Genomic DNA, 17,696 nt, shown 5'->3' on the forward strand with positions numbered 1-17,696 from the left:
GTCACCGGCCGCGCTTCCGGGCCCGGTCCGCTCTCCGCGAGCGGGCCGGGCCCGGGTGCGTGGTCAGCGGTCGCGCAGTTCGCGGTAGGCGGTGACGAGCGCGGCGGTCGAGCTGTCCAGCTGCTCCCCCGCGCCCTCGGCACCCTCGTCCCCGGTCAGCACGGGCTCGATCTTCTTGGCGAGGACCTTGCCGAGCTCGACACCCCACTGGTCGAAGGAGTCGATGTTCCAGACGGCGCCCTGGACGAAGACCTTGTGCTCGTACAGGGCGATCAGCTGGCCGAGCACGGAGGGGGTCAGCCGGTCGGCGAGGATCGTCGTCGTCGGGTGGTTGCCCCGGAACGTCTTGTGCGCCACCAGCTCCTCGGGGACGCCCTCGGCGCGTACCTCGTCCGGTGTCCTGCCGAAGGCCAGGGCCTGGGTCTGGGCGAAGAAGTTGGCCATCAGCAGGTCGTGCTGGGCGACCAGGCCGGGCAGCAGGTCGTCGACCGGCTGGGCGAAGCCGATGAAGTCGGCCGGGATGACCTTGGTGCCCTGGTGGATCAGCTGGTAGTAGGCGTGCTGCCCGTTGGTGCCGGGGGTGCCCCAGACGACCGGTCCGGTCTGCCAGTCGACCGGATTGCCGTCCCGGTCCACGGACTTGCCGTTGGACTCCATGTCCAGCTGCTGCAGGTACGCGGTGAACTTGGACAGGTAGTGGCTGTAGGGCAGCACGGCATGCGACTGGGCGTCGAAGAACGCGCCGTACCAGACGCCCAGCAGGCCGAGCAGCAGCGGGGCGTTCTCCTCCGCGGGGGCGGTGCGGAAGTGCTCGTCGACGAGGTGGAAGCCGTCGAGCATCTCGCGGAACCGGTCCGGGCCGATGGCGATCATCAGGGAGAGCCCGATGGCGGAGTCGTACGAGTAGCGGCCGCCGACCCAGTCCCAGAACTCGAACATGTTGGCCGTGTCGATGCCGAAGCCGGCGACCTTGTCGGCGTTGGTCGACAGCGCCACGAAGTGCTTGGCCACCGCGTCCTGACCGGCCCTCAGCCCGGTCAGCAGCCAGTCGCGGGCGGAGGTGGCGTTGGTGATCGTCTCGATCGTGGTGAAGGTCTTCGACGCGATGACGAACAGCGTCTCGGCGGGGTCGAGATCGTGCACGGCCTCGTGCAGGTCGGCACCGTCGACGTTGGAGACGAAGCGGAAGGTGAGCGAGCGGTCCGTGAAGGAGCGCAGCACCTCGTACGCCATGGCGGGGCCGAGGTCGGAGCCGCCGATGCCGATGTTGACGATGTTCTTGATCGGCTTGCCGGTGTGGCCGGTCCACTCCCCCGACCTGACGCGGTCGGAGAAGGCCGCCATCTTGTCGAGCACCGCGTGGACGGCGGGCACCACGTTCTCGCCGTCGACCTCGATCACGGCGCCCCGCGGGGCACGCAGCGCGGTGTGCAGGACGGCGCGGTCCTCGGTGGTGTTGATCTTGTCGCCGCGGAACATGGCGTCGCGCAGCCCGGCGACGTCGGTGGCGGCGGCGAGCTCGCGCAGCAGCGCCAGAGTCTCGTCGGTGACCAGGTGCTTGGAATAGTCGAGGTACAGGTCGCCGACCCGCAGGGTGTACCCGGTGCCGCGCGCCGGGTCGTCCGCGAACAGCTGGCGCAGATGGGTCGACCCGAGCTGCTCACGGTGCTTGCCCAGCGCCGCCCATTCCGGCGTCTGGTTGAGCCTGGTACGGCTTGTTGCGTTCATCCCGGACATCAGCCCACTTCTCTCGTAACCGCAGTTCCCCGCTGCCCCTCCAACCTAATTGATCAGGCGGCCGGACGTGGCAGCGGCGGGCTGCGGCACGACGGAAGCAGTCCGGCCGGGCACCCGTGGGGTGTCCGGCCGGTGAACGATTCAGATCTCGCCGCGGAGTTTCGCCAGGGCCTCGGCGAGGATGGCCTCGCCGTCCGCGTCGCTGCGCCGCTCGCGCACGTACGCGAGGTGCGTCTTGTACGGCTCGGTGCGGGGCGGGTCGGGCGGGCTGTCCCGGTCCTGGCCGGCCGGGAAACCGCAGCGCGGGCAGTCCCAGGTCTCCGGTACCTGCGCGTCATGGGCGAAGCTCGGCTGCGTCTCGTGCCCGTTCGAGCACCAGAAGGAGATGCGGGCGCGTGGCGCGGACTCGCCGCGCTCGGCCTCCCCCATCGGCCCCGCTCCGACCCGGCTTCCCCGGATCGCGTTGCCACTTGCCACGGTCGTAACTCCCTGCGTGATGGTGCTCGAAGATGCCCCAGTCTACGTAAGGCCCAACGCGCGTCCAGTGAAAGGAGTTACACCGTCACCGGGAATCGCGTACGACGGGTCAGTTGTCCAGCTTGATGAGCAGGCCGAGCACCACGATGCACGCGAACCAGCCCAGACCGACCACGACGGTGATCCGGTCGAGGTTGCGCTCGGCGACCGAGGAACCACCGACGGAGGACTGCATGCCGCCACCGAACATGTCGGAAAGACCGCCGCCCTTGCCCTTGTGCATCAGCACCAGCAGCATCAGCAGCAGGCTGAAGACGATCAGGGCGATCTCGAACCCCAAAATCACGGCTGGTCCCTACTTTCCGGAAATCCTGACTGCATGTACGAACAACGGGGGCCGGGAGGCTGCCCTCCCCGGCCCCCGCAAGGGTACGACGGATCCGCGCTACCGCATACTCACTGGTCGCGGAAGCGGACGATCTTGACGAACTCGTCGGCGTCCAGCGCCGCGCCGCCGATCAGGGCGCCGTCGACGTCGGGCTGGGCCATGATCGCGGCCACGTTGCCGGACTTGACCGAGCCGCCGTACTGGATGCGGACCGCGTCGGCCAGCTCCTGCGAGTACAGCTCGGCGAGCCGGCCGCGGATCGCGCCGCAGACCTCCTGGGCGTCCTCGGGGGTGGCGACCTCGCCGGTCCCGATGGCCCAGACCGGCTCGTAGGCGACCACGATGGTCTCGGCCTGCTCGGCCGGGATGTCCTTCAGGGCGCCGTCGAGCTGCGCGAGGGTGTGCGCGACCTGGTCGCCGGCCTTGCGGACGTCCAGGCCCTCGCCGACGCACAGGATCGGGGTCAGGCCGTGCTTGTAGGCGGCCTTCACCTTGGCGTTGCAGACCTCGTCGGTCTCGCCGTGGTACTGGCGGCGCTCGCTGTGGCCGACGGCGACGAAGGTGCACTTCAGCTTGGCGAGCATGGCGCCGGAGATCTCGCCGGTGTACGCGCCGGAGTCGTGCGCCGAGATGTCCTGGGCGCCGTACTTGATCTTCAGCTTGTCGCCGTCGACCAGCGTCTGCACGGAGCGCAGGTCGGTGAAGGGTGGCAGGACGGCGACCTCGACGGCGTCGTAGTCCTTGTCGGCCAGGGCGAAGGCGAGCTTCTGGACGTGGGCGATGGCCTCAAGGTGGTTGAGGTTCATCTTCCAGTTGCCCGCCATCAGCGGGGTGCGGGTGGTCATGAAAGGTCAGTCCTCCAGTGCGGCGAGGCCGGGAAGCGTCTTGCCCTCGAGGTATTCGAGGCTGGCGCCGCCACCGGTCGAGATGTGTCCGAACGCGTTCTCGTCGAAGCCCAGGATGCGGACGGCGGCGGCGGAGTCGCCACCGCCGACCACGCTGAAGCCCGAGGAGTCGACGAGGGCCTGGGCGACGGCCCGGGTGCCCTCGGCGAAGTCGGGGTGCTCGAAGACGCCCATCGGGCCGTTCCAGAAGACGGTGGCCGCGTCGGCGAGCTTCGATGCGTAGAGCTTGTTGGTCTCCGGGCCGTTGTCCAGCCCCATCTGCCCGGCCGGCATGGCGTCGGCGGCGACGGTGGAGGGGTTGGCCGGGGCCTTGGTCCTGAGGTCGGGGAACGCGGGGGCGACCACGACGTCGACGGGGAGTACGAACTCCACGCCCTTCTCCTCGGCGCGCCGCAGGTATTCGCGCACGGCCGGGATCTGGTCCTCCTGGAGCAGCGAGCTGCCGACCTCGTGGCCCTGGGCCTTGAGGAAGGTGTACGCCATGCCGCCGCCGATGAGGATGCGGTCGGCGCGCTCCAGCAGGTGGTCGATGACGCCGAGCTTGTCGGAGACCTTGGCGCCGCCGAGCACGACCGCGTACGGCCGCCGCACGTCGTCGGTGAGCTTCTTCAGGACGCCGACCTCGGTGGCGATCAGGTCGCCCGCGGCGTGCGGGAGCCGGGCCGGGAGGTCGAAGACCGAGGCGTGCTTGCGGTGGACGGCACCGAAGCCGTCGCCCACGTACAGGTCGGCGAGCTCGGCGAGCCGGTCCGCGAACGCCCCGCGCTCGGCGTCGTCCTTGGAGGTCTCACCGGGGTTGAAGCGGAGGTTCTCGATGACGGCGACCCGGCCGTCGGTGAGGGCCGCGACGGTGGCGCGGGCGGACTCGCCGACCGTGTCGGTCGCGAAGGCCACGTCGGTGCCGAGCAGTTCACCGAGCCGGGTGGCGGCGGGGGCCAGCGAGAACGCCGGGTCCGGGGCGCCCTTGGGGCGGCCCAGGTGCGAGGCGACGACGACCCGGGCGCCGGCCTCGGCCAGCTTCCGGACGGTCGGGGTGACGGCGCGGATGCGGCCGTCGTCGGTGATGGTGGTGCCGCTCAGCGGCACGTTGAGGTCGGCGCGGACGAATACCCGCTTGCCGGCGACCCCTTCGGCGAGAAGTGCGTCGATCGTCTTCATCTGTCTGGACTCCTTGGAGGACGAGGGAGCATGCGAGGGGGCTCGAACGGCGCGGCGTTGCGCTGTTCGAGCCCCGTGCTCACATCGAGATGCCTGCCGGTTCGGCGCCGGTCAGAGCTGGCTGCCGACGAAGACGGTCAGGTCGACGAGGCGGTTGGAGTAGCCCCACTCGTTGTCGTACCAGCCGAGGATCTTCACCGTGTTGCCCTCCTGGACCATGGTCAGGGAGGAGTCGAAGGTGCAGGACGACGGGTCACCGACGATGTCCGAGGAGACGATCGGGTCCTCGGTGTACGTCAGGAAGCCCTTCAGGTCGCCGTCGTCGGCGGCCTTCTTGAACGCGGCGTTGACCTCGTCCTTGGTGACCTCGCGCTGCAGGGTCACGACGAGGTCGGTGGCGGAGCCGGTCGGGACCGGGACGCGCATCGCGATGCCGTCGAGCTTGCCCTTGAGCTGCGGGAGGACCAGAGCGGTCGCCTTGGCGGCGCCGGTCGTGGTCGGGATGATGTTCTCGGCGGCGGCGCGGGCGCGGCGCAGGTCCGAGTGCGGGAAGTCCAGAATCCGCTGGTCGTTGGTGTACGCGTGCACCGTGGTCATGAGGCCCTTGACGATGCCGAAGTTCTCGTCGAGAACCTTGGCCATCGGAGCGACACAGTTGGTCGTGCAGGACGCGTTGGAGATGACGTGGTGGTTGGCCGCGTCGTACTTGTCCTGGTTGACGCCCATGACGATGGTGATGTCCTCCTCCTTGGCCGGAGCCGAGATGAGGACCTTCTTCGCACCACCCGCGATGTGCTTCGCGGCGTCGGCCTTCTTGGTGAAGATGCCGGTCGACTCGATGACGATGTCGACGCCCAGCTCACCCCAGGGGATGTCGGCCGGGTTGCGCTCGGAGAGCACCTTGATGGTGTGACCGTCGACGGTGATGGTGTCGGCGGTGTGGCTGACCTCTGCCTTGAGACGACCCAGGATGGTGTCGTACTTCAGCAGGTGGGCCGTGGTCGCAGTGTCACCCAGGTCGTTGACAGCCACGATCTCGATGTCCGCACCCTGCTCCAGCAGCGCGCGGAAGTAGTTACGACCGATGCGGCCAAAGCCGTTGATGCCTACGCGGATCGTCACGAACCGATCTCCTCGTTAGGTACGCCGGTTTTCGACGCCGGCGAGTTGTATGGGATGTCCCCGACCGCCTACGACCCTACCTCTCCGGAGCCGTCGGGGTGACATCGGCCACGGCCGGACGGACGCGGAAAGCCCGTACTCCCCAGTAGGAATACGGGCCTCCGGGCGCCTTCCCCGGCCCCTCGCGACGATTACGCAGCGTCAACACCCGCGGGTGCGCGGGCCGTTCCCGCCGCGGCGCCCGGGCCGGGTGCGCGGGTCAGCCGACCAGCCCGTCGGCCAGCTCTTCGCTGAGAGTGGATTCCGTGCCGGGGATACCCAGGTCCTGGGCGCGCTTGTCGGCCATCGCGAGGAGCCGCCGGATGCGCCCGGCGACCGCGTCCTTGGTGAGCGGCGGGTCGGCGAGCGCGCCCAGCTCCTCCAGGGAGGCCTGCTTGTGCTCCATGCGCAGCCGGCCGGCCGCCGCGAGGTGCTCGGGGACCTCCTCGCCCAGGATCTCCAGCGCGCGGCCCACCCGGGCGCCCGCGGCGACCGCCGCCCTGGCCGAGCGCCGCAGGTTGGCGTCGTCGAAGTTGGCGAGGCGGTTGGCGGTGGCGCGGACCTCGCGCCGCATCCGCCGCTCCTCCCAGGCCAGCACCGATTCATGGGCGCCGAGCCGGGTGAGCAGGGCGCCGATCGCGTCGCCGTCGCGGACGACGACCCGGTCCACTCCGCGCACCTCGCGGGCCTTCGCCGCGATGGAGAGCCTGCGGGCGGCACCGACCAGCGCGAGCGCGGCCTCCGGGCCGGGGCAGGTCACCTCCAGCGAGGAGGAGCGGCCGGGCTCGGTGAGCGAGCCGTGCGCCAGGAAGGCCCCGCGCCAGGCGGCCTCCGCGTCGCAGGTGGCCCCCGAGACCACCTGCGGGGGCAGGCCGCGGATGGGGCGGCCCCGGCCGTCGACCAGGCCCGTCTGGCGCGCCAGCTGGTCACCGCCCGCCACCACGCGTACGACGTAGCGCGAGCCGCGCCGCAGGCCGCCGGGTGCCATCACGATCAGCTCCGAGCTGTGCCCGAAGATCTCCAGGATGTCCCGCTTCAGCCGGCGCGCCGCCATCGCGGTGTCCAGCTCCGCCTCGATCACGATCCGGCCGCTCACCAGGTGGAGTCCACCCGCGAACCGAAGAATCGCCGAAACCTCTGCCTTCCTGCAGCAGGTCCGGGTCACGGGAAGCCGAGAGACTTCATCCTTCACCGCCGGCGTCATCGCCATGGGCCGATCCTTCCATGCATCCGAAAAATACGGTCGTACGCGGCGGCCAACAGCTCCGGATCATGGATCGGAACGCCGTCGGGTGAGGCCACGGGCGCCAGCTCGACCGCGGCACCGAGCCTTTTCGCTGCGTCGGCGAGTGATTCGCGGTCGGGCACGGCGGCCTCGTCGGCCAGCACCACGTCCAGGGCGAGTTTAGGGGCGTGTCGTCCCAAAACCTCCAAATGACGCTGCGGTGAGAAGCCATCTGTTTCACCGGGTTGCGGTGCGAGGTTCAGCGAGAGGACCTTGCGGGCCTTCGTCTCGATCAGCGCGTCCAGCAGTTCGGGGACGAGCAGATGGGGGATGACCGAGGAGAACCAGGAGCCCGGACCGAGGACCACCCAGTCCGCGTCCAGCACGGCGGCGACCGCCTCGGGGACGGCCGGAGGGTCGGCCGGGACCACGTGCACCGACTGCACCTCGCCCGGGGTGAGGGCGACGGTGGCCTGGCCGCGCACGGTGTCCACGTCCTCCGGGCGGTCGGGGTCGTGGCCCTTGACCAGGGCCTGGAGCTCCAGCGGCACGGCGGACATGGGCAGCACCCGGCCGTGCGCGCCGAGGAGCTTGCCGACCAGGTCCAGGGCCTGGACGTGGTCGCCGAGCTGCTCCCACAGGGCGACGATCAGCAGATTGCCGACCGCGTGCTCGTGCAGGTCGCCCTTGGACTGGAAGCGGTGCTGGATGACCTGCGCCCAGGTCTGGCCCCACTCGTCGTCCCCGCACAGGGCGGCCAGCGCCTTGCGCAGGTCGCCGGGGGGCAGGACGCCCAGCTCTTCGCGGAGCCGCCCGCTGGAGCCTCCGTCGTCGGCGACGGTGACCACGGCGGTCAGGTCGCCGGTGATCCGCCGCAGCGCGGTGAGGGAGGCGGACAGGCCCATGCCGCCGCCGAGCGCGACGACCTTGGGCTGGGCGCCGCGCTTGCGCTTGGCGAACGCGGGCGTGGCGCCGCGCAGCCGGCGCAGGCGCAGATTGCGGCTGGTCACTCGCGCCCCATGTCCCTGTGTACGAGCACGGTCTCGATCCCCTCGGTGGCGAGCCGCGCCGCCAGCTTCTCGGACATGGCCACGGAGCGGTGCTTGCCGCCCGTGCAGCCGACGGCGATGGTCACGTAGCGCTTGCCCTCGCGGCGGTAGCCCGCGGCGACGAGCTGGAGCAGTTCGGTGTACTGGTTGAGGAATTCCTTGGCGCCCGGCTGGTCGAAGACGTAGGAGGAGACCTCCTCGTTGAGCCCGGTGAAGGGGCGCAGCTCCGGGACCCAGTGCGGGTTGGGCAGGAAGCGGCAGTCGACCACCAGGTCGGCGTCGACCGGCAGGCCGTACTTGAAGCCGAACGACATCACGGTGGCGCGCAGCTCCGGTTCCTCGTCGCCGGCGAACTGGGCGTCCATCTTGGCGCGCAGCTCGTGCACGTTGAGGCTGGAGGTGTCGATCACCAGGTCGGCGTCGCCGCGCAGCTCGCGCAGCAGGTCGCGCTCGGCGGCGATGCCGTCGACGATCCGGCCGTCGCCCTGGAGCGGGTGGGGGCGGCGGACCGATTCGAAGCGGCGGACCAGCGCGTCGTCGGAGGACTCCAGGAAGACCACCCGGCGGGTGACGCCCTTGGCGTCCAGGTCGGCGAGGGATTCGCGCAGGTTGTCGAAGAAGCGGCGGCCGCGCACGTCCACGACGACGGCGATCCGTGCCACGTTGCCCTGGGAGCGGGCGCCGAGCTCCACCATGGTGGGGATCAGCGCGGGCGGCAGGTTGTCCACGACGAACCAGCCGAGGTCCTCCAGACACTTGGCGGCGGTGCTGCGCCCGGCGCCGGACATGCCGGAGATGATCACCAGCTCGGGGATGGCGGCCGCGCTGTCACCCGATTCGGTCGAGGTGCCCGTACTCACGTCTGCTGCTCCGTCTGTTCGGTCGGTGCGGTCGTGCCCGTGTTCATGTTCGTGGTCAGTCATGTCGTGCTGCCCCCGTCGTCCTCTTCCATGATCTCTCCTGTGGCCGTGTTCACGGCGGGTGCGGCCGGGGCGGCCGCCGCGAGGGCGACGGCCACTGATTCCGCCGTCCTGCGGCCTATCCCGGGAACCTCGCAGATCTCGTCGATTGTCGCCTGCCTGAGCTTCTTCACGGAGCCGAAATGCTTGATCAGAGCCTGTTTGCGGGTGTCCCCGAGACCGGCGACGTCGTCCAGGGGGCTGGAGCGGATGCGCTTGGCCCGCTTGGCGCGCTGGTAGGTGATGGCGAAGCGGTGGGCCTCGTCGCGGATGCGCTGGAGGAGGTACAGCCCCTCGCTGGAGCGGGGCAGGACCACCGGGTCGTCGTCATCGGGCAGCCAGACCTCTTCGAGGCGCTTGGCGAGGCCGCAGACGGCGATGTCGTCGATGCCCAGCTCGTCCAGGGCCCGCTTGGCGGCGGCGACCTGCGGCTGCCCGCCGTCGACCACGAGGAGCTGCGGCGGGTACGCGAAGCGCTTGGGCCGGCCGTCGTCCTCGCGGGCCCCCTCGGCGGCCGGCTCGGCGGACGCCGGTACGGGGCCGGTGGGCGCCGGGCCCGTGGGGGCCGGGGTCTCCTCCCACTCCCCCGTGCGTTCCTTCTCCTGGAGGTAGCGGCGGAAGCGGCGGCTGATCACCTCGTGCATCGAACGGACGTCGTCCTGGCCCTCGAAGCCCTTGATCTGGAAGCGGCGGTACTCCCCCTTGCGGGCGAGCCCGTCCTCGAAGACGACCATGGACGCAACGACGTCGTCGCCCTGGAGGTGGGAGATGTCGAAGCACTCGATGCGCAGCGGGGCGGTGTCCAGGCCCAGGGCTCCGGCGATCTCCTCCAGGGCCCGGGAGCGGGTGGTGAGGTCGGAGGCGCGCTTGGTCTTGTGCAGCCCGAGGGCCTGCTGGGCGTTGCGCTGGACCGTGACCATCAGGTCCTTCTTGTCGCCGCGCTGCGGGATGCGCAGGCTGACCTGGGAGCCGCGCCGGTCCGCGAGCCACTGGGAGACGGCCGCGGGGTCCTCGGGGAGGGCCGGGACGAGGACCTCCTTGGGGACGGCGTCGCCGCTCTCCTCGCCGTACAGCTGCTGGAGGGCGTGCTCCACGAGGCCGGAGGTGTCGACGTTCTCCACCTTGTCGGTGACCCAGCCGCGCTGGCCGCGCACCCGGCCGCCGCGTACGTGGAAGATCTGGACGGCCGCCTCCAGCTCGTCCTCGGCGACCGCGATGAGGTCGGCGTCGGTGGCGTCGGCGAGGACGACGGCGCTCTTCTCCATGGCGCGCCTGAGCGCCTCGACGTCGTCACGCAGGCGCGCGGCCCGCTCGTACTCCATCTCCTCGGCCGCCGCCATCATGTCCTTCTCCAGGCGGCGGATGTACGTGCCGGTGCGGCCGGCCATGAAGTCGCAGAAGTCGTCGGCCAGTTCGCGGTGCTCCTCGGGGGTGACGCGGCCGACGCAGGGGGCCGAGCACTTGCCGATGTAGCCGAGGAGGCAGGGGCGGCCGGTGCGCGCGGCGTTCTTGAAGACGCCGGCGGAGCACGTACGGACGGGGAAGACCCGCAGCATCAGGTCGACGGTCTCGCGGATCGCCCAGGCGTGCCCGTACGGGCCGAAGTAGCGCACGCCCTTCTTCTTGGCGCCGCGCATCACCTGGACCCGGGGGAACTCCTCGTTCAGCGTGACCGCGAGGTAGGGGTAGCTCTTGTCGTCACGGTACTTGACGTTGAACCGGGGGTCGAACTCCTTGATCCAGGAGTATTCGAGCTGGAGCGCCTCGACCTCGGTGGAGACGACGGTCCACTCCACGGAGGCGGCCGTGGTCACCATCGTGCGCGTGCGCGGGTGGAGGCCGGAGAGGTCCTGGAAGTAGCTGGCCAGGCGCTGGCGCAGGCTCTTGGCCTTCCCGACGTAGATCACCCGGCGGTGTTCGTCGCGGAATTTGTAGACCCCCGGGGAGTCGGGGATCTGTCCCGGCTTGGGGCGGTAGCTGGAGGGGTCTGCCATGTCTCCCACCCTACTTGCGGGCAGTGACAGTGCGGGGTGCCCGGATGTCGCCGCGCCCCGGGACAGGGGTGGGGTCACCTGTCCCGGAGCGCGGGGTCATGGGGTGCGCGTCATCCGGTCCTGCGCCGGCCGCGCAGCCGCAGGGCGGTGACGCCGCAGAGGGCGAGGACGGCGACGGCTCCCCCGGCGGCCGCGGTGGAGCCCGCGGTCAGGGCCGTGTCCCTGCCGCTGCCCGCGGCGATGGCGGGCCCGGACGGCTTCGCCGGGGCGGATTTCGCCTCGGCGGGCCCGTAGCCGCCGGCCTCGCCCTTGCGGGCGTAGGCGGAGCCGGGGAGCTTGTCGGCGTAGGCGGCCCGCACCCGGGTGCGGTAGGCGGAGACGGTCGTCCCCTCCTTGCCGACCGCCCGGACGGCGTCCTGGTCGAGCGGGAGTACCTTGCTCCCCTTCTGGACGTACCAGGCGTCGATCTGAGGCTCGTGGAAGACGATGCCGCCGGGCAGCTTGCGGGCGCCCGCCGCGGCGTACCGGGCCTCGTCGTCCCCGGTGGCGATGTTCACCACCTGGTAGCCGCCGTCCCTGCCCGGCTCGGGCAGCGTCCACAGCGACGCCTTCTGTCCGTCCGACGAGACGGCGGTGCTGGCCAGGTAGTCCAGGGAGGCGATGGGTGCCCCGGGTTCCCCCGCGACGAAGCCGGCGGACAGGGTGCGTACGGGCACGGCGGCGCCCTGGATGCGGGGTGCGGCCGCCGTCTCGCTGACGGCGCCCTCCCGGGCGAAGAACCGGGACAGGGTGTCCAGGGTGGTGGCGTCGGTGGCCGCGTCGTGGGCGGCGGCCAGGGCGGCGGGGGTGGTGGAGGGTCCGGTGGCGGCGGCCGCCTGCGGGGCGGCGGTGAGCAGGGCGGCGCCGGCCAGTACGCCCGCGGCGGCCAGGGCGGCGGCGACGGGGCGGGGGCCGCGCGCGTTACGGGTGGAGGTCATGCCGTCACGCCCCGATCCGGTAGAGCGAGTGGGTCCAGGAGAACTCGTTGTTGTTCACGTACCAGGCGTGCGAGGCCCAGTTGTAGCGATTGCTGGACGGCCAGGGGTCGCCCCAGTAGACGAGGCTGTTCGCGTCGTCGTACCCGTACAGCACGTGCATGTGGCCGCCGCCCGACGACCACTGGATGCGGGTCTCCACCGGCCGTCCGGCGGCTATCTCGGCCTGCACGGTGGGGTAGCGCAGCCAGCCGCTGACGTACGAGCCGGGGTTGATGCCGGCCCAGTACAGGGCGTTCTGGACGTTGTCGAGCGCGGCCTGCGAGTTGGGGCACTCGTAGCCCTGGGCACGGCCGAAGGCCGCGTTGCAGAACTCGTTCTGGCTGTAGTTGCGGCCGTACCAGGTGGCGATGGTGTTGCCGGAGGCGGCCCAGCACCAGTTGGTCTTCTGCTGCGCCTGCATGGTGATGTTCAGCCGCCGGGTGGCGGCGAGGGCGGCCGTCGGGGCGGCGGCGGCCCGGTCCGGGGCCGCGGCGGCAGCCCGGTGGTCCAGGACCGCGGCGGTGGCGGCGCGGGGCTGGTCGGCGGCGGTGGCGGTCGCCGTGGGCGCGGCGAGCAGGACGGCGGCGAGAACGGCTGTCACCGACAGCCGTGCCGGCCGGATTCTTCGGTTGCGCATGGCGTTCCTCCCGGGGCGGGGGGTGGGGGTCCAAGGAGCGCGTCCGGACGCTGTGGAGGAGCATCAACCGTTGTCGGGAACGGGTCAACACGCTTCAATGCGGGTGAACACCGCGGTGTGAATGCCCGGGGCCCCGGCGTGAACGCGCCCCCCTGACCACCTGCGGTCCGGCACCTGCCGGCGCGGCCCCGTGCCCGGCCGGCGTGAACGTTCACCTGGAGGACCCATGCAGCACACCGAGGCCGAACTGGCGCAGGTGCTGCACACCGGACCGTTCCATCTGGCGCTGCGCACGGCGCTCTCGGTGCGCGGGCTGCCGCTCCAGCGGGTCCAGCACCATCTGGCGCACCGCGGGATCAAGGTCGGGGTGACCAGCCTGAGTTACTGGCAGCAGGGCGCCCGCCGCCCGCAGCGCCCGGAGTCGCTGCGGGCCGTGAAGGCGCTGGAGGAGGTGCTCGGCCTGCCGGTGAACTCGCTGCTCGGGCTGCTGGACGCCGCGGAGTCCCGCCCGGACACCGACCGCCCGCCGGCCAGGACGTACCGCTCGCTGATGGACGCCTCCGGGGCGGTGGAGCGGCTGCTCGCGGACCTGGAGTCACCCGCCGACGGCGGGCTGCACACGGTGGGCCACCAGGAGCGGGTACGGATCGGGCCCGGCCGCCAGATGCAGCACCGCGACTCCCAGCACGTCGTGCGCGCCCACCGGGACGGGATCGACCGTTACCTCGCCGTGTACATCGGTGATCCGGGCTGCGATCCGGGGCAGGTCGTGGTGAGCGCCCGGGAGAACTGCCGCACGGGCCGGGTCCGCTGGGACCGGGAGACGGGGGTGCTGGTCGCCGAGCTGCTCTTCGACACCCGGCTGCGGGCGGGCGACACGTACCTGTTCGGCTACGGCTTCGAGGACGGTACGGGAGGGCCCTGCGGCGAGTACCTGCGGGGTTTCACCTTCGGCGGCGGGCAGTACGTGCTCCAGGTCGGCTTCGACGAGGAGGCGCTGCCGGTGCGGTGCCGCAGTTTCGCCCAGGTGTCGGCGGGCGCGCCCCGGGGCGCGCGGGCGGATCTCACGCTCACCGGCCGGCACCGGACCGTGCATCTGGTGGAGCAGGGTGTGCGGCCGGGGCTGGTCGGGATCGACTGGGACTGGGATTAGACCGGCCCGCCGGGGCCGGTCCCGGCGGGGTCAGGCGTTGGGGCCCGCGATCAGTTTTCCGCCCTCGACGCGGACCGGGACGGAGGGCAGCGGCACGGTCGCGGGGCCGTGCACGGCCTTTCCGGTCGTCGTGTCGAAGAGGCTGCCGTGGCAGGGGCAGTGGCCCTCGTTCTTCTCGACCTTGTCCAGCAGGCAGCCTGCGTGGGTGCACTGGGCGCTGAAGGCCTTGTACTGCCCCTTGGCCGGGCAGCTGACGATGACGCGCTGCTCGCGGAAGAGCTTGGACTCGCCGACCGGGATCTCGTCCGGCGCGCCGAGTTCGACGGGGGCGGTGGGGGTGGGCGTCTCGGCGTGGCCGAGCTTCGAGTCGGTCGAGCAGGCGGCCGCTCCGAGCCCGGCGACGCCCGCGAGGGCGGCGCCCTTCAGCACGGTGCGGCGGGCGGCGGGCTGGCCGGACATGCGGTCTCCACGGGTCGAAGCGACAGATGGGGCAGGGTGCGAGGCCGTGCCGGAGCTGCCCGGGGCGGCGGCGGCATCGGTGCGGTAACCGACGATACCGGCGGAGAAGGACGTGTCTGCGCGCGGGCCGGTCCCGCCCGGTCGTGCCTGGTCAGGGTCGGGGTACGGCGAGGCGGCGACCCCCGGGAGGGGGCCGCCGCCTCGCACTGCTTCGCTCCGGTGTCAGGCCTTGCGGGCGCGGGCCGTCTTCTTGGCCGCGGGCTTCTTCGCCGCCGCCTTGGCCGACGCGGTCTTCGCCGGTGTCTTCGCGGCGGCCGTCTTCCGGGCCGCCGTCTTCCGGGCGGGCTTGCGGGCCGTCGGGACGGCCGCCTCGCTGACCCGGTCCGAGTCCAGGATGTCCTGGAGGAACTTGCCGGTGTGGCTGGCGGGGACGCCCGCCACGTACTCCGGGGTGCCCTCGGCGATGACCAGGCCGCCGCCGTTGCCCCCCTCGGGGCCCATGTCCACGACCCAGTCGGCGGTCTTGATGACATCGAGGTTGTGCTCGATGACGATCACCGAGTTGCCCTTGTCGACCAGACCGGAGAGCACCTTGATCAGCTTGGAGATGTCCTCGAAGTGCAGACCGGTGGTCGGCTCGTCCAGGACGTAGACCGTACGGCCGGTGGAGCGCTTCTGGAGCTCGCTGGCGAGCTTGACCCGCTGGGCCTCACCGCCGGAGAGCGTCGGCGCGGACTGGCCGAGCCGCACGTATCCGAGGCCGACCTCGTTGAGCGTGCGCAGGTGGCGGGCGATGGTCGGGACGGCCTCGAAGAACTCCAGGCCCTCCTCGATCGGCATGTCCAGCACCTCGGCGATGGACTTGCCCTTGTAGTGGACCTCCAGGGTCTCCCGGTTGTAGCGCGCTCCGTGGCAGACCTCGCACGGGACGTACACATCGGGCAGGAAGTTCATCTCGATCTTGATGGTGCCGTCGCCTGAGCAGTTCTCGCAGCGGCCGCCCTTGACGTTGAAGGAGAACCGGCCCGGCAGATAGCCGCGGACCTTGGCCTCCATCGTCTCGGCGAACAGCCTGCGGACGTGGTCGAAGACGCCGGTGTACGTGGCCGGGTTGGACCGGGGCGTACGGCCGATGGGCGACTGGTCGACGTGCACCACCTTGTCGACGAGGTCGTCCCCGTCGACCCGGGTGTGCCGGCCGGGCACCGACTTGGCGCCGTTCAGCTCGCGGGCCAGGTGGGTGTAGAGGATGTCGTTGACCAGCGTCGACTTGCCCGAGCCGGAGACGCCGGTGACGGCGGTGAGCACGCCGAGCGGGAAGGAGACGTCGATGTCCTGGAGGTTGTTCTCCCGGGCGCCGTGCACCGTGAGCAGCCGGGAGGGGTCCACGGGACGCCGGACGTCGGGCACCGGGATCGACCTCTTGCCGGTCAGGTACTGCCCGGTGACCGACTTGTCGTTGGCCAGCAGCTCCTTCAGCGATCCGGAGTGGACCACCTTGCCGCCGTGCTCGCCGGCGCCGGGGCCGATGTCGACCACCCAGTCGGCGACCTTGATGGTGTCCTCGTCGTGCTCCACGACGATGAGCGTGTTGCCCATGTCGCGCAGGCGCACCAGGGTCTCGATCAGCCGGTGGTTGTCGCGCTGGTGCAGCCCGATGGAGGGCTCGTCCAGCACATACAGCACGCCGACGAGGCCGGAGCCGATCTGGGTGGCGAGCCGGATGCGCTGGGCCTCGCCGCCGGACAGGGTGCCCGCGGCGCGGTTCAGCGAGAGGTAGTCCAGGCCCACGTCGACCAGGAACCTCAGCCGCTCGTTGACCTCCTTGAGCACCCGCTCGGCGATCTTCTTGTCGCGGGCGTTCAGCTTGAGGCGGCCGAGGAATTCGGCGCACTCGCTGATCGACATCGCGGCGACCTGGGCGATGGACCTGTCCATCACGGTGACCGCGAGGACGATCGGCTTGAGCCGGGTGCCCTCACAGGTCGGGCAGGGGACCTCGCGCATGTAGCCCTCGAAGCGCTCCCTGCTGGAGTCGCTCTCGGCCTCGGAGTGCCGCCGCTTGACGAACTGGACGGCGCCTTCGAAGGACGGCGTGGTGTAGGCGCGCTCGCGCCCGTAGCGGTTGCGGTAGCGGACCTCGGTCTGGATCTTGTGGCCGTGCAGCAGGGCCTTCTTGGCGCGCTGCGGCAGCCCCGCCCAGGGGATGTCCGTACGGAAGCCGAGGGCGTCGGCCAGCGCGTTGATCTGGCGGCCGAAGTACTCCTTGGTGTGGCCGTGCGACCAGGGGTGGATCGCGCCCTCGTCGAGGGACTTCTCCTCGTCGGGGACGATCAGCTCCGGGTCGACCTCCATCCGCGTACCGATACCGGTGCAGTCGGGGCAGGCGCCGAAGGGCGAGTTGAAGGAGAAGGAGCGCGGCTCCAGCTCCTCGAAGGAGAGGTCGTCGTACGGGCAGTACAGATGCTCGGAGTACATCCGCTCGCGCTCGGGGTCGTCCTCGGGGAGGTCGACGAAGTCCAGCACGACCATGCCGCCGGAGAGGCCCAGCGCGGTCTCGACGGAGTCCGTCAGCCGGCGCTTGGCGCTGTCCTTCACGGTGAGGCGGTCGATGACCACCTCGATGGTGTGCTTCTCCTGCTTCTTGAGCGTGGGCGGCTCGGAGAGCTGGATGGTCGCGCCGTCGACCCTCGCCCTGCTGTACCCCTTGGTCTGGAGATCGGAGAAGAGGTCGACGAACTCGCCCTTGCGCTCGCGCACCAGCGGCGAGAGCACCTGGAAGCGGCTGCCCTCGGGCAGGCCGAGGACCTTGTCCACGATGGCCTGCGGCGACTGGCGCGAGATCGGGCGGTGGCACTCGGGGCAGTGCGGCTTGCCGATCCTGGCGAAGAGCAGCCGCAGGTAGTCGTAGACCTCGGTGATGGTGCCGACCGTCGAGCGGGGATTGCGCGAGGTCGACTTCTGGTCGATGGAGACGGCGGGCGACAGGCCCTCGATGAAATCGACGTCCGGCTTGTCCATCTGGCCGAGGAACTGCCGGGCGTACGAGGAGAGGGACTCCACGTAACGCCGCTGGCCCTCGGCGAAGATCGTGTCGAACGCGAGCGACGACTTGCCCGACCCGGAGAGCCCGGTGAAGACGATGAGGGAGTCGCGGGGGAGGTCGAGCGAGACGTTCTTGAGGTTGTGCTCGCGAGCGCCACGGACGATGAGACGGTCGGTCACGCCGGTCCGCACCTTTCTGGAGAGAAGCGGGGGAACTGAGCCCCTGGCCCAGGTTATGGGGGGCGCCACAGCGGTGTACGGAGCTTTCGACTCCGAGGGTATAGCACGCACATTCGAATTGCGGACGGCTGATGACTCCTTCACCCGAACGAG

The 17,696-nt window shown here is 70.8% G+C and carries 15 protein-coding genes; 1 reads left to right on the top strand and 14 read right to left on the bottom strand.

The genetic code is table 11. The features are described from left to right. Positions 1-63 precede the first annotated feature (63 nt). The 12 genes from pgi to P8A18_RS06820 all read right to left on the bottom strand — a co-directional run bounded on the left by pgi (position 64) and on the right by P8A18_RS06820 (position 12,706). Entirely contained in the window at positions 64-1,728 is a 1,665-nt protein-coding gene (pgi, locus tag P8A18_RS06765; protein ID WP_306052655.1) for a glucose-6-phosphate isomerase, read from the bottom strand. A gap of 150 nt (positions 1,729-1,878) precedes the next feature. Beyond that, positions 1,879-2,214 carry an RNA polymerase-binding protein RbpA gene (locus P8A18_RS06770; RefSeq protein ID WP_078622699.1) on the bottom strand — a complete coding sequence of 112 codons (336 nt, stop codon included), beginning with the start codon at positions 2,212-2,214 and terminating at the stop codon, positions 1,879-1,881. A gap of 109 nt (positions 2,215-2,323) precedes the next feature. Further along, the gene (gene secG / locus P8A18_RS06775) at positions 2,324-2,560 is read right to left on the bottom strand and encodes a preprotein translocase subunit SecG (RefSeq protein WP_018104607.1); all 237 of its coding nucleotides are present in this window, start codon (positions 2,558-2,560) and stop codon (positions 2,324-2,326) included. Positions 2,561-2,670: 110 nt separating this feature from the next. Next, positions 2,671-3,447: a triose-phosphate isomerase gene (gene tpiA, locus P8A18_RS06780; RefSeq protein ID WP_018555685.1), complete on the bottom strand. Its 777-nt coding sequence runs from the start codon at positions 3,445-3,447 to the stop codon at positions 2,671-2,673. A gap of 6 nt (positions 3,448-3,453) precedes the next feature. Then, positions 3,454-4,665 carry a phosphoglycerate kinase gene (locus P8A18_RS06785; RefSeq protein WP_306052661.1) on the bottom strand — a complete coding sequence of 404 codons (1,212 nt, stop codon included), beginning with the start codon at positions 4,663-4,665 and terminating at the stop codon, positions 3,454-3,456. Positions 4,666-4,776: 111 nt separating this feature from the next. Next, on the bottom strand, positions 4,777-5,787 hold the full coding sequence (gene gap / locus P8A18_RS06790; protein WP_306052663.1) for a type I glyceraldehyde-3-phosphate dehydrogenase: 1,011 nt from the start codon (positions 5,785-5,787) through the stop codon (positions 4,777-4,779). Positions 5,788-6,046: 259 nt separating this feature from the next. Continuing rightward, positions 6,047-7,036 (bottom strand): DNA-binding protein WhiA, encoded by a 990-nt coding sequence (gene whiA, locus P8A18_RS06795; protein WP_018104603.1) that lies wholly within the window; start codon positions 7,034-7,036, stop codon positions 6,047-6,049. Continuing rightward, positions 7,027-8,061: a gluconeogenesis factor YvcK family protein gene (locus tag P8A18_RS06800; protein WP_018555681.1), complete on the bottom strand. Its 1,035-nt coding sequence runs from the start codon at positions 8,059-8,061 to the stop codon at positions 7,027-7,029. The genes whiA and P8A18_RS06800 overlap by 10 nt, the downstream gene beginning before the upstream one ends. Further along, the gene (rapZ, locus tag P8A18_RS06805) at positions 8,058-9,023 is read right to left on the bottom strand and encodes an RNase adapter RapZ (protein WP_026250370.1); all 966 of its coding nucleotides are present in this window, start codon (positions 9,021-9,023) and stop codon (positions 8,058-8,060) included. Before rapZ ends, P8A18_RS06800 begins: the two co-directional genes overlap by 4 nt. Further along, positions 9,020-11,053, bottom strand: coding sequence for an excinuclease ABC subunit UvrC (uvrC, locus tag P8A18_RS06810; protein ID WP_306052665.1), 2,034 nt, complete (start codon positions 11,051-11,053; stop codon positions 9,020-9,022). Before uvrC ends, rapZ begins: the two co-directional genes overlap by 4 nt. Before the next feature lie 110 nt (positions 11,054-11,163). After that, a complete protein-coding gene (locus P8A18_RS06815) occupies positions 11,164-12,030 on the bottom strand; it encodes a hypothetical protein (RefSeq protein WP_306052667.1) in 867 nt (288 codons plus the stop codon). Between the two features lie 4 nt (positions 12,031-12,034). Beyond that, positions 12,035-12,706 carry a papain-like cysteine protease family protein gene (locus tag P8A18_RS06820; protein ID WP_306052669.1) on the bottom strand — a complete coding sequence of 224 codons (672 nt, stop codon included), beginning with the start codon at positions 12,704-12,706 and terminating at the stop codon, positions 12,035-12,037. A gap of 226 nt (positions 12,707-12,932) precedes the next feature. On the opposite strand from P8A18_RS06820, the gene P8A18_RS06825 reads away from it, so the two are divergent. Then, entirely contained in the window at positions 12,933-13,859 is a 927-nt protein-coding gene (locus P8A18_RS06825) for a hypothetical protein (RefSeq protein ID WP_306052671.1), read from the top strand. 30 nt (positions 13,860-13,889) lie between these two features. Here the strand turns inward: P8A18_RS06825 and P8A18_RS06830 are convergent, their stop codons facing one another. Beyond that, a complete protein-coding gene (locus P8A18_RS06830; RefSeq protein WP_306052673.1) occupies positions 13,890-14,318 on the bottom strand; it encodes a Rieske (2Fe-2S) protein in 429 nt (142 codons plus the stop codon). Between the two features lie 222 nt (positions 14,319-14,540). Continuing rightward, complete coding sequence (gene uvrA, locus P8A18_RS06835) at positions 14,541-17,543, bottom strand: excinuclease ABC subunit UvrA (RefSeq protein ID WP_306052675.1); 3,003 nt, start codon at positions 17,541-17,543, stop codon at positions 14,541-14,543. Between the last annotated feature and the right edge of the window lie 153 nt (positions 17,544-17,696).

The sequence above is a fragment of the Streptomyces sp. Mut1 genome, from assembly GCF_030719295.1.
Classification (GTDB): Bacteria; Actinomycetota; Actinomycetes; order Streptomycetales; family Streptomycetaceae; genus Streptomyces; species Streptomyces castrisilvae.